The sequence below is a fragment of the Levilinea saccharolytica genome (genome assembly GCF_001306035.1).
Taxonomy (GTDB): Bacteria; Chloroflexota; Anaerolineae; order Anaerolineales; family Anaerolineaceae; genus Levilinea; species Levilinea saccharolytica.
On sequence record NZ_LGCM01000065.1, the window covers coordinates 263,133 to 275,626 of the forward strand.

The 12,494-nt window shown below is 63.0% G+C and carries 12 protein-coding genes; 11 read left to right on the forward strand and 1 reads right to left on the reverse strand.

The annotated features are described in order from the left end of the window. Positions 1 to 204 precede the first annotated feature (204 nt). Both ADN01_RS18460 and ADN01_RS18465 read left to right on the forward strand, forming a co-directional pair. Positions 205 to 1,467 (forward strand): MFS transporter, encoded by a 1,263-nt coding sequence (locus ADN01_RS18460; protein WP_062417196.1) that lies wholly within the window; start codon positions 205 to 207, stop codon positions 1,465 to 1,467. Positions 1,468 to 1,675: 208 nt separating this feature from the next. Next, positions 1,676 to 2,245, forward strand: coding sequence for a DUF4256 domain-containing protein (locus ADN01_RS18465; protein ID WP_062417197.1), 570 nt, complete (start codon positions 1,676 to 1,678; stop codon positions 2,243 to 2,245). Positions 2,246 to 2,255: 10 nt separating this feature from the next. Here the strand turns inward: ADN01_RS18465 and ung are convergent, their stop codons facing one another. After that, positions 2,256 to 2,927 (reverse strand): uracil-DNA glycosylase, encoded by a 672-nt coding sequence (gene ung / locus ADN01_RS18470; RefSeq protein WP_062417198.1) that lies wholly within the window; start codon positions 2,925 to 2,927, stop codon positions 2,256 to 2,258. A gap of 126 nt (positions 2,928 to 3,053) precedes the next feature. Between ung and ADN01_RS18475 the strand changes: the two genes are divergently transcribed. From ADN01_RS18475 to ADN01_RS18515, 9 genes are all read left to right on the forward strand, one after another. Further along, positions 3,054 to 4,451, forward strand: a complete 1,398-nt coding sequence (locus tag ADN01_RS18475; protein ID WP_062417199.1) for a pyridoxal phosphate-dependent decarboxylase family protein — start codon at positions 3,054 to 3,056, stop codon at positions 4,449 to 4,451. 11 nt (positions 4,452 to 4,462) lie between these two features. Beyond that, the gene (locus tag ADN01_RS18480; protein ID WP_062417200.1) at positions 4,463 to 4,870 is read left to right on the forward strand and encodes an iron chaperone; all 408 of its coding nucleotides are present in this window, start codon (positions 4,463 to 4,465) and stop codon (positions 4,868 to 4,870) included. Positions 4,871 to 4,946: 76 nt separating this feature from the next. Continuing rightward, positions 4,947 to 5,450, forward strand: coding sequence for a GNAT family N-acetyltransferase (locus ADN01_RS18485; protein ID WP_147238977.1), 504 nt, complete (start codon positions 4,947 to 4,949; stop codon positions 5,448 to 5,450). Positions 5,451 to 5,489: 39 nt separating this feature from the next. Next, positions 5,490 to 5,897, forward strand: coding sequence for a thioesterase family protein (locus ADN01_RS18490; protein WP_062417202.1), 408 nt, complete (start codon positions 5,490 to 5,492; stop codon positions 5,895 to 5,897). 6 nt (positions 5,898 to 5,903) lie between these two features. Beyond that, a complete protein-coding gene (locus ADN01_RS18495) occupies positions 5,904 to 6,899 on the forward strand; it encodes a 5-oxoprolinase subunit C family protein (protein ID WP_062417203.1) in 996 nt (331 codons plus the stop codon). Between the two features lie 95 nt (positions 6,900 to 6,994). Continuing rightward, the gene (locus ADN01_RS18500) at positions 6,995 to 8,473 is read left to right on the forward strand and encodes an MFS transporter (protein WP_062417204.1); all 1,479 of its coding nucleotides are present in this window, start codon (positions 6,995 to 6,997) and stop codon (positions 8,471 to 8,473) included. A gap of 2 nt (positions 8,474 to 8,475) precedes the next feature. Beyond that, positions 8,476 to 8,850 (forward strand): hypothetical protein, encoded by a 375-nt coding sequence (locus ADN01_RS18505; RefSeq protein WP_062417205.1) that lies wholly within the window; start codon positions 8,476 to 8,478, stop codon positions 8,848 to 8,850. Positions 8,851 to 8,905: 55 nt separating this feature from the next. Continuing rightward, on the forward strand, positions 8,906 to 9,691 hold the full coding sequence (locus tag ADN01_RS18510) for a nitroreductase family protein (RefSeq protein WP_062417206.1): 786 nt from the start codon (positions 8,906 to 8,908) through the stop codon (positions 9,689 to 9,691). 207 nt (positions 9,692 to 9,898) lie between these two features. Further along, positions 9,899 to 12,466 (forward strand): right-handed parallel beta-helix repeat-containing protein, encoded by a 2,568-nt coding sequence (locus tag ADN01_RS18515; RefSeq protein WP_062417207.1) that lies wholly within the window; start codon positions 9,899 to 9,901, stop codon positions 12,464 to 12,466. The last annotated feature ends 28 nt before the right edge of the window (positions 12,467 to 12,494 follow it).

Below are 12,494 nucleotides of genomic sequence, written 5' to 3' on the forward strand. Positions count from 1 at the left end.
GTGTTTTTTTATGTGCTGACCGCAAAAAAGGTTATACAAAAGCTATACTTCATTTCTGCGGCGCAGTATAAGCGTAGAGGTTGTGGTGACGGCTGATGGATTCACCCTTCAGGCCGGGCTCAATTGAAATGGGCATGCCAAAACTGAACGGGCCACAAACCAACCGCACTTCATATTCTTAAGGGATGTTGAATAGGAAACCCTATGAAAAACTCACGCTTACTGACGATTTTCTTGATTGTCTTTGTGGATCTGTTGGGCTTCAGCCTGATCCTGCCGCTGCTGCCCTATTATGCCGAATCTTTCGGCGCCACCGCCGCGGTGGTGGGGCTGTTGGTGGCTTCTTATGCGGCGGCTCAGCTGGCAGGGGCGCCGCTGTTGGGCCGCCTATCCGACCGGATCGGCCGCCGCCCGGTGCTGCTGCTTTCGGTGGCGGGCACCTTCCTGGGTTTTCTGCTGTTAGGCCTGGCCGCCCCGCTTGGCCGCTGGATCGCCGGGTTCACGGCGCCGCAAGCCGTGAATTGGATCATCCTTGGGGTGCTGTTTTTAAGCCGCATTCTGGACGGGCTGACGGGCGGTAACATCTCTGTTGCCCAGGCCTATATCACCGATATCACCGATGAACAAAACCGTGCCAAAGGCCTGGGCATGATCGGCGCTGCGTTTGGGCTGGGCTTTATCATCGGCCCGGCTGCGGGCGGTGCGCTCAGCCAGTGGGGGTACAACGTTCCGGCTTTTGTGGCTGCCGGTGTATCCATGTTGAACTGGTTGGCCATCTTTTTCTTCCTGCCCGAAAGCCTGACCTCCGAGCAGCGCGCGGCGATGGCCCTGCAGAAACGCCCGCCCTTCACATTCAACGCCTTGCTGCAGGCGCTCAACCGCCCGAAGGTGGGCCCTCTGCTGCATGTGCGCCTTTTTTATGGGATGGCTTTTGCCACTTTCCAGACCATCTTCTCCCTGTATGCCCAGTCCATCGGCCTCAGCTCTCGCTCCACGGGCTTTGTGCTGGCGTATGTCGGCATCCTTTCGGTGATCACCCAGGCGGGATTGATTGGGGCGCTGACCCGCCGCTTCCGGGAAAACTGGCTGATGATCAACGCGCTGTGGCTGATGGCTTTTGCGCTGCTGGCCTGGGCCTTCACCGCGCAGCTGTGGATGCTGCTGATCGTCATGCTGCCCCTGGCGCTTTCCGGCGGTGTGTTGAACACGGTACTGCAAAGCAGCATCAGCAAATCGGTGGGGCGGGATGAAGTTGGGGGGATCCTGGGGATCGCCTCCTCGCTGGAAGCCTTCACCCGCGTGATTGCGCCGTCGGTCGGCGGCTTTCTGTTGGGTTCTTTGGGCCGTTGGGCGCCGGGGGTTTTTGCCGCGCTGCTGATGATCTGGTCCATCAGTTTTGCCTATCGGCGCATTATCCTGCCCGGGCGCAAGGAGAATCTGGCAGCTTCGGCCGCATCCGGTCAGTAATCAGCGTGTGCCGCGTACTGCGGCCCTCCATGAAGTGAACATCGCGCGTTGTGCAGCCTCCACGGATGTGCCGCACAGCGCGCGATGGCGTTGTCCGCTCGTTTTGCGCCTTGAAAAGCACCGGGGGGTGGGTATAATAAAGACAGTTGAAATCAGATAAAAATCATCCGATATTAACCGATCGGCACACACCTCAGGAAAAACAACGATGGACACTCCCCTTGAACAAACCTGGTCCGAAGCGCAGCGCGCGGCGCTGCTGAACACCTTGAAAACCCGTTTTGAACGCCACCCGGCGCGCCACCCAGGCCTGACCTGGGCGGAAGTGCAGGCCCGCCTGGAGGCCCAGCCCGATTCGCTGCGCGCGCTGCACGGCATGGAAATCACCGGCGGCGAGCCGGACGTGGTGGGCGCGGACGCGGCCACGGGCGCAATGCTCTTCTTCGACTGCTCCGCCGAAACCCCAGCGGGCCGCAGAAACCTGTGTTACGATGGCGAGGCGCGCGAGGGTCGCAAGAAGTTTCCGCCGGAAAGCAGCGCCGTGGAGATGGCAGAGAGCATGGGCATCACCCTGCTGAGCGAGGCGGATTTTGCCCACCTGCAAAGCCTGGGAGAATTTGATACCAAAACCTCCAGCTGGCTGCTGACCCCGCCGGAGGTGCGCAAATTGGGCGGGGCGCTGTTTGGCGACCGCCGCTTTGGGCGTGTGTTCGTGTATCACAACGGCGCGGATTCGTACTACGGCGTGCGCGGCTTTCGCGGCTGGCTGAAGGTTTAGCCGCCGAAGGTTACAGGTCGGGGAGCTGCCAGTCAATGGGCGGCAGCCCGGCGGCGGTTAGCGCTGCGTTGGTCTTGGAAAAGTGGCGGCAGCCAAAGAACCCGCGGCTGGCGGAAAGCGGCGAGGGGTGGGGGGCCTTGAGCACGGTGTGGCGGGTGGGGTCAATGCCTTCGGCCTTGCGCTGAGCGTAACTGCCCCACAGCAAAAATACCACCCGGCTGGTTTTGGCGTTGACCGTGCGCAGCACGGCGTCTGTGAAGGTTTCCCAGCCTTTGCCCTGGTGCGAATTGGCCTGGTGGGCGCGTACAGTCAGCACGGCATTGAGCAGCAGCACGCCCTGTTCGGCCCAGGGGATCAGGCAGCCGTGGTTGGGCACGCGAAAGCCGACGTCCGTTTGCAGCTCTTTGTAGATGTTGCCCAGGGAAGGGGGGATGGGCACCCCCGGCTGCACCGAGAAAGACAGCCCGTGGGCCTGATTTTCGTCATGGTAGGGATCCTGGCCGATGACCACCACGCGCACACGCTCGAAGGGCGTATAGCGCAGGGCGTTAAACACATCCGGCCCAGGCGGATAGACCTTGTATTTGCGGCGCTCTTCGCCGATGAATTGATACAGCTGCTGGTAATAGGGCTTGGTGGTTTCGCTTTCCAGCGCAGGAAGCCAGCTTTCGGGTATGGGCATGGGGCGCTCCGATCCAGATGCCGCCGCGTGGGATGGGCGGGTGGGTTGGCTTCATTTTACAATGGTTTCGATTTTTTATTGCCGCTCCGCGGGGCTGAGACGGGGGAATCATGCTATGATACGCACATGCACACACCTTTAGCTCAGGATGCTGCCCAGATGGACGCCGTTCTGGCGGAGACGCTGGCCGAAGCCGCGCGCTTTTTGGCGCAGATCGAGGCGCGGCCCGCGGGGGTGTGCGCGCCGCGCCTGGAAGCAGCCCAACTGCCGGAAGAGGGCCTGGGCGCGCTGGGCAGCCTGGAGGAATTCAAGGCGCGCTTTGCCCCCTGGCTCAGCGGCAGCGCCGGTCCCCGCTATTACGGCCTGGTGACCGGCGGGGTGACCCCGGCGGCCCTGGCGGGCGACTGGCTGGTGAGCGTGTACGACCAGAACACGGTGGGGTCGGATGAGAGCATCGCCCCGCAGATTGAGCTGGAAACCATCGGCCTGCTGCGCCAGTTGTTTGGCCTGCCGGACGAATTTTCGGGGGCCTTTGTCACCGGCGCCACCATGGCCAATTTTGTGGGGCTGGCCCTGGGCCGCCAATGGGCGGGGCATCAGCTGGGGGTGGACTGCGCTGCGCAGGGGCTGTGGGGCCTGGAACCGCTGCGCGTGTTCAGCGCCTGCCCGCATTCCAGCGTGTATAAAGCCCTGGCCATGCTGGGGATGGGGCGCGAGGCGCTGACGCTGACACCCTGCCTGCCGGGGCGCGAGGCCGCGGACGTGGGCCGCCTGGAAGAGCACCTGAAGCGCCAGGAGGGGCGGCCCTGCGTGGTGGTGGCCAACGCCGGCACGGTGAACACGGTGGATTTTGACGACCTGCGAGCCGCAGCCGCGCTGCGCGCGCGCTACCCCTTTTGGCTGCATGTGGACGCGGCCTTTGGCGGCTTCGCGGCCTGTTCGCCGCGCTATGCGCCGCTGGTGGAGGGCTTGGAAGCCGCCGATTCGATCACCATTGACGCTCACAAGTTCCTGAATGTGCCCTACGACGCGGCCATGCAGTTCACCCGCCGCACCGATTTGCAGGCCGAGGTTTTCCAAAACGCGGCGGCCTATCTGGATGCGCAGGTGCGCGCGGACCAATACATTCACCTCACGCCGGAAAATTCGCGCCGCCTGCGGGCCTTGCCCAGCTGGTTCACGCTGACCGCCTATGGGAAACAGGGATACGCCGAGATGGTGGAACGGCTGTGCGCGCTGGCGCAGTGGCTGGGAGCGCAGATTGAGGGGGCGCGGGAATTTCACCTGTTGGCGCCGGTGCGGCTGAACGGGGTGTGCTTTGCCCTGGCAGACGGGGCGGGCTGCGTTCCGATGGAAGGTGTGCGCCGCTATCTGCGCGGGCTGCAGGCGGACGGCGGCGTGTATTTGACCCCCACGGTCTACGCAGGCGTGCCGGCGGTGCGCGCCTCGCTGACCAACTGGCGCATCACCCAAAAAGATGTGGAACAGGCCTGGGAAGCCATGCTGCGCGGCGCGCAGCGCTGAGGAAAGGGAAAATGGAAAACGCATCCGTACGTTTTGACAATATAGATGATTACATCGCCTCATTTCCAGAGGCGGTGCAGCGGGTATTGCAGGAGCTGCGCGCAACCATCCGCGCAGCGGCGCCGCAGGCCGAGGAGAGGATGGCCTACGGCATGCCCACCTTTACCCTGCACGGGAATTTGATCCACTTTGCTGCCCACAAAGCCCACATCGGTGTGTACCCCACCCCCAGCGGCATTGAAGCCTTTCAAGAGGCCCTGGCCGGGTACAAAAACGCCAAAGGCTCGGTGCAGTTCCCCCTGGATCAGCCCCTGCCGCTGGAGCTGATCCGCCGCATCGTGGAATTTCGCGTGCAGGAAAACCTGCAAAAAGCGGCCTTGAAAGCGAAACCGAAGAAAAAAAGCCCGCCCGCGCCTTGAGCGGCGCGGAGGACTGATTCCAAGCAGAAAGGGTTGAGGGACTGTGTTCACGTTTAAAATCGAACCCGATATTGTCATGCGATTATTCGAACGGCGCCACGCGGCGGAACTGTGCGCGTTTTTTACCGAGAACCGCGAGCATCTGGGGCTGGAGCTGCCCTGGCTGGCGGAGCCTTTCGACGAGGGGGATGTGGGCGAGTACATTCAGGCCGGGTTAGACCGCTTGGCGGCCAATCAGGGCTTCCGCGCGGGGATTTGGCAGCGAGGGGCGCTGGCGGGCTGCGTCAGCCTGCACGGTGTGGATTGGAACGACCGCAAGGCCAGCCTGGGCTATTGGGTGGGGCAGCACTACCAGGGCCGCGGCTTGGTGACGCAGTGCCTGCAGGCGGTCATCGCCCATGCCTTTGACGACCTGGGCCTGGAACGGCTGGAGATTTTGTGCGCGGCGGATAATGAGCGCAGCCGCAAGGTGGCCCTGCGCCTGGGTTTTCAGGAAGAGGGCGTTTTGCGCCGCTCCTGGCTGCGCCAGGGGCAGTGGGTGGATCAGGTACTGCACAGCCGCCTGCGCGAGCGCGGATGATATAATCTCTTCAAATTGACCCTTTGTGGAGGAACCCTCATGCCCCTTGAACTTGGAATGACCCATGAAACGACCCTGATTGTGCAGGAAACGGACACCGCGCGCGCTTCGGGCGGCGAAACCCTGCCGCTGGTGCTGAGTACGCCGCGCATGATCGGCTACCTGGAACGCACCGCCCATCAGGTGCTCCTGCCGCATTTGCAGGCCGGGCAAAGCAGCGTGGGGGTGGTGGTGAACGTGCGCCACCTGGCGGCCACGCCGGTGGGCATGGCGGTGCGCTTCCGCGCTGAACTGCTGGAAGTGGACGGCCGCCGCACGCGCTTTAAGGTGGAAGCCTGGGACGTCGTGGAAAAAATTGCTGAGGGCGAACACGAGCGCTTTATTATTGATCAGGCGCGCTTTGACGAACGCCTGGCGAAAAAACAGCAGCAGAACCCGGCGGCTTAATCTCGTATGTCTGCTCAAGCGATCGCCGCGGGCCTGGGCGTGCTGGACGCGGGAACCCTGACCACCGTGCAGGACGCGGGGCGTTGGGGCCTGGAGCGTTTTGGCGTGCCGGTGGGCGGGGCGATGGATGAATTTGCCCTGGCGGCGGCCAACCGGCTGGTGGGCAACCCGCCCGATGCGGCCGCGCTGGAATGTGTGGGGGCGGGGCCGCTGCTGCGGGCCGGGCGCGATACGCTGGCGGCTGCGGGCGGGGCAGGTTTTGCCCTGGTGGTGGAGGGGCGCCGTTTTCCGCTGTGGATGGCGGTGCGCGTGCGGCGCGGGCAGCGTGTGGGGCTGAGCGCCCTTTCGGACGAAAACGCCCCGGGGGTGTGGGGGGTGCTGGCCTTCGCGGGGGGCGTGGATGTGCCGCCGGTGCTGGGCTCGCGGACCACCTATCTGCGCGGCGGGTTCGGCGGTGTGCAGGGGAGGGCGCTGCAGGCGGGGGATATTCTGCCGCTGGGGCGGCCTTCTCTGGGCGCATGGGAGCGGGCGGGGGACTGCCTGCCCGAAGGTGCGCGCCCAGCCTACAGCCTGGAGCCGGTGCTGCAGGCCGTGGTGGGGCCGCAGGCCGAGGCCTTTCAACCCCAGGCGCTGGAAGTGTTCTTCCATTCCTCCTATCAGGTGCTGCCGGCCAGCGACCGCATGGGTTACCGCCTGGCGGGGCCCAGGCTGATTCACGCGGGCGCGGCGGACATGCTTTCGGAAGGGTTAGCGCGCGGCGCGGTGCAGGTTCCGGGCGACGGGCAGCCAATTGTGCTGCTGGCCGACCGCCAAACCACGGGCGGCTACACCAAAATCGCGGTGGTGGCTCGCGCCAGCCTGCCGCTGCTGGTGCAGTGCCCGCCGGGGCGCGGACGGGTGCGCTTTCAGCCGGTGGAGGCCGCCCAGGCCCAGCAAAGCTGGCGGCAGCTGTGCGCGGCCTGGGAGGCGCGGGAAGAAGATGCGCTGCTGACCCCGGTGTAAGCCCCGCGGCTGGTTGGATTGGGGGAAGCGGTATTTTTTCAGGAACCGGCCGGGTTTGGGCGTATAATGGGCCTATCCTTCCCTTTAGAGGTGCTATGCAAGTGACGTCTTCCGCACCGGCGGACAACCGCAAATGGTTTGCCCTTTCGGGGCTGGGCCTGGGGGTTTTCATGGCCACCCTTGACTCCAGTATTGTGAACATATCCCTGCCGACCCTGGTGGAGGTTTTTCATACCGATTTCACCACCGTACAGTGGGTGGTGCTGTCCTATTCCCTGGTGCTCACCGCCCTGATCCTCAGCGCGGCGCGCCTGGGGGATATGCTCGATAAGCGCAAAATTTACCTGACCGGCCTGGTGCTTTTCACGTTGAGCTCGCTGCTGTGCGGGCTGGCCGACAACATCGGCTGGCTGATAGGTGCGCGCGCCCTGCAAGGCCTGGGCGCCACGATGATGCAGGCCCTGGGCATGGCGATGGTGACCGAGGCTTTTCCAGCCAAAGAGCGCGGGCGTGCGCTGGGCATCATGGGTTCCATCGTCTCCATCGGCATCGCCGTGGGGCCGCCCCTGGGGGGGCTGCTCATCGGCCTGGTGGGCTGGCGGGCGGTTTTCCTGGTGAATGTGCCCGTGGGCATCCTCACCTTCCTGGCGGTGACGCGCTTTGTGGCTCCTTCCAATCCGCGGCCCAATCAGCGTTTTGACCCGGCGGGGGCGGTGATCTTATTCATCACCCTGGCCTGCTACGCCTTCGGCATGACCCTGGGGCAGCGGGTGGGCTTTGGCGCTCCCCTGACGCTGGGGGTGCTGGGCGCGGCGGCCCTGGGATTCACCGCGCTCATTGCAGTGGAATCGCGCCGCGACCAGCCCATGATTGACCTCAGCCTGTTTCGCAACCGCCTGTTCAGCCTGAATTTGCTGATGGCTTTTCTGGTGTTTGTGGTGCTGCCGGCTTCGTTTGTGCTGCCCTTTTTCCTGGAACTGGTGAAAGGCTACCCCGCCCAACAGGTGGGGCTGATGCTGATGTCTTTTCCGGTGGCGATGGGGGTGGTGGCGCCGGTGGCGGGCTGGCTTTCGGACCGTTTTGGCTCGCGGGTCATCAGCCTGATCGGTCTGGTGATCATCATCGGCGGCTGCCTGGCCATGTCTACCCTGACGGTGGAGGTGGGCCTGTGGGGCTTCATTGTGCGCATGGCCCCGGTCGGTATCGGCATGGGCATGTTCCAATCGCCCAATAACAGCGCCATCATGGGATCGGTTCCCAAAGAACGCCTGGGGATCGCCTCGGGGCTGATGGTGCTTTCGCGCACCCTGGGCAACACCACCGGCCTGCCGCTGATGGCAGCCCTGTTCAGCGCACAGGCGCTGGCCCTGGGCGGGCTGCCCGCGGGGACGGACGCCACAACTGCCCCGCCCCTGGCCATGGCGGCTGCCGTGGCGGGCACTTACCGCATCGCCGCCGGGTTGATTGTGGTTTCGGCTGTGCTGGCTGTGTTGGCGTACCGCGTGGACCGGCGCGAGCGGGCGCAAAAAGGCGCGGCGCAGCCCTCTGCGGTGGAGCAGGGTCAGGAGGTGTAAGCATGGCGGGTTCACGCAGAGCTTCTGATGCGCTGATGGAGGTGTTGGCCTGGGTGCTGTACGGCTTCGCGGGGGCTAACCTGGCGGGTGGGGCTGTTTTGGTGTGGGGTTTGGTGCAGTTTGCCGCCTCTTTGCCCAACCGGCTGATGGGCCTGTTTGTTCTGGGGGGTGAAGCCTTGAGCCAGATTCTGATGGGCCTGCTGCGGCCGGCCCTCACCACCGCTGCGGTGGCGGCAGCCCTGTGGACGGTGGCGCTGAGCCTGCTGCTCTTCACCGCGGGACGCCTGATGCAGCGTTCGCTGCGCACGACCCAACGCCTGGAGCGGCTGGAAGCCCTGGCAGACAATTGGAAAGCCTCCGCGCCTGGCGAGGATTGATGCGTACGGGCGTAGTCTATCCTTCTTCAAACCTACCATAAAGGAGTTTGACCGCATGAATTCCACGCTTGAACTGCTGGCCAACCGCCATTCTGTGCGTGCCTTTTCGGAGCAGCCCATCACCCCTGAAGAGCGCCAGGCGATTTTGCAGGCCACCTATCGGGCGCCCACGGCGGGCAACCAGATGCTGTACGCAATCATCGAGGTGGACGACCCGGCCGTGAAGCAGCGCCTGGTGGAGACCTGCGACCACCAGCCCTTCATCGCCAAGGCCCCCCTGGTGCTGGTATTTTTGGCCGATTACCAGCGCTGGTTTGACGCTTTTATTCACGGCGGTGTGCGCGAACGCTGTGCGGCTGTGGGCCAGGAATTTCGCATGCCGGGGCCGGGGGATTTGTTCCTGGCGAGCTGCGACGCCCTCATCGCGGCTCAAACGGCGGTGATCGCGGCCGAGTCGCTGGGAATTGGCTCGTGCTACATCGGCGACATTCTGGAAAATTATGAGATCCACCGCGAGCTGTTTCACCTGCCGCGCTATACTTTCCCGGTGACGATGGTGTGCTTTGGCCATCCCGCCCCGCTGACCCACCAACGGCGGATTCCACGCTTTCCAGAGGAATTCATCCTGCACCGCAACACTTACCGCCGCTTTGGGCCGGAGGAACAGGAAGCCATGTTCCAGCCGTTGATGGCGGCCCGACCCAGCGGCCATGCCTTCCCTGAAGGTGTGGAGAACATTGCCCAGAGCCTGTTTTTCCGCAAGTATGTGGCGCCCTTCTCGTATGAGATGACCCGCTCGGTGGAAGCCATGCTGAAAAATTGGACCCCTGAGGAAGACTAGACCGTCAACTAATCCATGAACGGCCGCTGGCGCATCTTACGCCAGCGGCTGTTTTTTAACCCCGGCCAACGCGAGACCGGGCCGTGCGGCTTGAGCAGACTCTGATTTGTAAATCGGAGTGTTTTTGTGTAATATTAGGAGGATAGGTTTTGATCAGAGGGAAAATCGTATTGGTGATTAAGGGTAAGGTGATCAGGAGGTGATCTCATGCAATCCCGTGTGATTTGGGTCCGATGGATGCTGGCGGCTGTGCTGCTGTGGGTCAGTTTTCTGCCGCAGTTCCCGGTGCAGGCACAAAGCGAGCCGCCCGGCGGAGAAGTTGACGCCGAGGCCGCTTTTTACCCCGACCCCGGCGCTTACTTTAAGGTGGGCAGCACGGCCTATGCGGTTACCGCCGCGGACTGCGACCCGCTGACGGCAGGCGAGCAGGTCTGCGATAACCCGCTGCAGGCGGCGGTGGAATTTTTGACGGCCCAAAACCTGACCCCCGCGGGCGGCAAGATTATCCTGGGCGCGGGGGTGTACAACCTGGGGGGAGCCACTAACCCTGGGCCCAATTGGAACATTGACGGCGCCGTTTGGACGGCCTACCCGCCCAAACTGACCCTGGTGGGCATGGGTTCGGCCCTGGGCGGGGCAACGACCACGCTGCTGCAAGGGTATGTCAGCCTATCTAACCTCGGCTCGCTGACGATGTCGAATATGCTGATCCAAGGGGGCAGCATCGGCACCGGCAACACCAGCGGGCAGATCACCTTGGATCGGGTGCAGGTGCTCAACAGCCCCAGCACCTGTATTTCGATTGCCGGCCACCAGGGGTCATTGACGGCGTCGCAGGTGCTGGTGAACGGCTGCGCGGCGGGGGGCGACGGATTTTCTGCGGATGTGACCGGCGGAGTGAAGATGATCGCCAGCCATGTGAACGCCGCTGCGAGCGATGGAATCTATTTGATCGCCGGGGAACCAGTGACACTGCTGAACGTTTCCAGCCATATCAACGCAGGGTATGGGCTGTACATTCAAAACCGGCCGGATACCGCCCCGCGCGTTTCGCTGACGGGGGTGAGCATCACCCGCAATACGAGTGTCGGCGCGCATATCGCCACCCCCAACGCGGTATCGGTGGACCGCAGCAACTTTGCGAATAACAGCTCCACGGGTTTGGTGGTGTTGAACATCGAGCCTGGTTCGGCTCCGCCGGTGACCCTTCTGCGCAGCCAATGGATCCGCAACAGCTCAAGTATCTACATACAATCTGCCGGGCGCATCCTGGTGGACGGCATCCGCAGCGAAGCCAATATCGGAGGCGCGAACATTGCGCTGTTGAATACAGCCGGCACGCAGCCCATCCAGATCAGCAGCCGCCTGGGCCCCAATACCTTGTTGAATAACGTCGGCGTCTTCATCATCCAAAGCGGTTCCAAGGTTTCGGTCACCGGCCTGAACGCGGTGAGGAGCCAGGGCCTCCAGATCACCGCGCCGAATTCCTCGGTGACGCTGGCGCGCAGCAGCATCATCTACAGTCTGGATTATCCGGGGCTGACGATCACATCGGGCGGGGCGACCACCCTTTCGGATGTGCGGGTGAACCGCAACAGCGGCGATGGAGCGTTTCTGAATATCACCAGCGCTGCCGGCCCCACGCGCATTCTGCGCAGCCAGTTCAACGGGAACAACGGCCTGGGGATCAGCCTTGCGACCCTGGGGCGTACCCAGATCAGCCAGGTGGAAGCTTCGAATAACGCGGGATTAGGGATGCAAGTGGTGAATACCGCGGGTAACCCCACGGGCTGGTGGGTGACGGTGCAGCAGAGCGTCTTCAACGCCAACGCCGGCGGCTCTGGTTTGAAAGTGACTTCGAACGGCGGTGTTCAGGCCAGGAGGATTTCGGCTTTGGACAACAATACATTCGGCATGGAGGTTGAATTCAGTGCCCCGGTTCCCTTTCAATTGACTGGCAAGCCGGGGGACAACCGGTTTGTGGGCAACCTCGGTACGGGGCTGTCTGCGGTGGGGATGAGCAGACTGGTGGTTTCTGGGGTAGACGCCAGTCAAAACAACGTGATGGGCGTGCGGGTGGACGGCCCCGCAGCGCAGGAGTTCCAATTCACCAACGTTCAGGCGAACGGCAACAGCTTTATTGGCGTTTATGCGACCGGAAGTGGGAGAATGCTGTTTAAAAACATCGCCGCCGATAACAACGGAAGAGGTCTGTTCACCGGCACCTACTATTCGGCAGATGTCAAACAGGACATTTCGATCCTTTCCAGCCATTTTGATGGGAATATTGATCTGGGGCTGGACCTGCGCACCAGCAGGCCGGTGCTGCTGAACGGCGTTTCCGCTTCTCATACCCAGGTCGGCAGCGGCGCGGCCATCACCGATTACGGCGGCCCGAACGTGACGGAGAAGGTGGAAATTTTAAGCACGTTGGGCAAAAATTACTTTGACAACAATGCCGTGTCGGGCATTGAGGTGACCAACACCCGGTCGTTCACCGCCAGCTACCTTTCGGCACGCGGCAACGCCCGGAACACCACCCAGCCTGGGGTTTACCTGAGCGGACCGGATGCCCCCGTGACGCTGACCTGCGCGGTGGTCACCGGCAACCCGGCGGACGGCCTGAAGACGGAGACCGGCGCTGCTCTGGTGAAGATTGTCAACGGCATGCTGGACGGCAACACGCGTTTGAATCCCAGCTTGTATGCCAATATCCGCTTGACCAACCCCGCGACCACCCTGGATTACAAACCCGGGTTGTGCAGCGGCTGGTAAGCTGCGCTAAGAATTCAGGATCGGGCGC

Excerpts from the sequence above, each read along its gene's own strand:
- ADN01_RS18460 (WP_062417196.1), top strand. The coding sequence starts at position 205 with ATGAAAAACTCACGCTTACTGACGATTTTCTTGATTGTCTTTGTGGAT.
- ADN01_RS18465 (WP_062417197.1), top strand. The coding sequence starts at position 1,676 with ATGGACACTCCCCTTGAACAAACCTGGTCCGAAGCGCAGCGCGCGGCG.
- ung (WP_062417198.1), bottom strand. The coding sequence starts at position 2,927 with ATGCCCATACCCGAAAGCTGGCTTCCTGCGCTGGAAAGCGAAACCACC.
- ADN01_RS18475 (WP_062417199.1), top strand. The coding sequence starts at position 3,054 with ATGCACACACCTTTAGCTCAGGATGCTGCCCAGATGGACGCCGTTCTG.
- ADN01_RS18480 (WP_062417200.1), top strand. The coding sequence starts at position 4,463 with ATGGAAAACGCATCCGTACGTTTTGACAATATAGATGATTACATCGCC.
- ADN01_RS18485 (WP_147238977.1), top strand. The coding sequence starts at position 4,947 with ATGCGATTATTCGAACGGCGCCACGCGGCGGAACTGTGCGCGTTTTTT.
- ADN01_RS18490 (WP_062417202.1), top strand. The coding sequence starts at position 5,490 with ATGCCCCTTGAACTTGGAATGACCCATGAAACGACCCTGATTGTGCAG.
- ADN01_RS18495 (WP_062417203.1), top strand. The coding sequence starts at position 5,904 with ATGTCTGCTCAAGCGATCGCCGCGGGCCTGGGCGTGCTGGACGCGGGA.
- ADN01_RS18500 (WP_062417204.1), top strand. The coding sequence starts at position 6,995 with ATGCAAGTGACGTCTTCCGCACCGGCGGACAACCGCAAATGGTTTGCC.
- ADN01_RS18505 (WP_062417205.1), top strand. The coding sequence starts at position 8,476 with ATGGCGGGTTCACGCAGAGCTTCTGATGCGCTGATGGAGGTGTTGGCC.
- ADN01_RS18510 (WP_062417206.1), top strand. The coding sequence starts at position 8,906 with ATGAATTCCACGCTTGAACTGCTGGCCAACCGCCATTCTGTGCGTGCC.
- ADN01_RS18515 (WP_062417207.1), top strand. The coding sequence starts at position 9,899 with ATGCAATCCCGTGTGATTTGGGTCCGATGGATGCTGGCGGCTGTGCTG.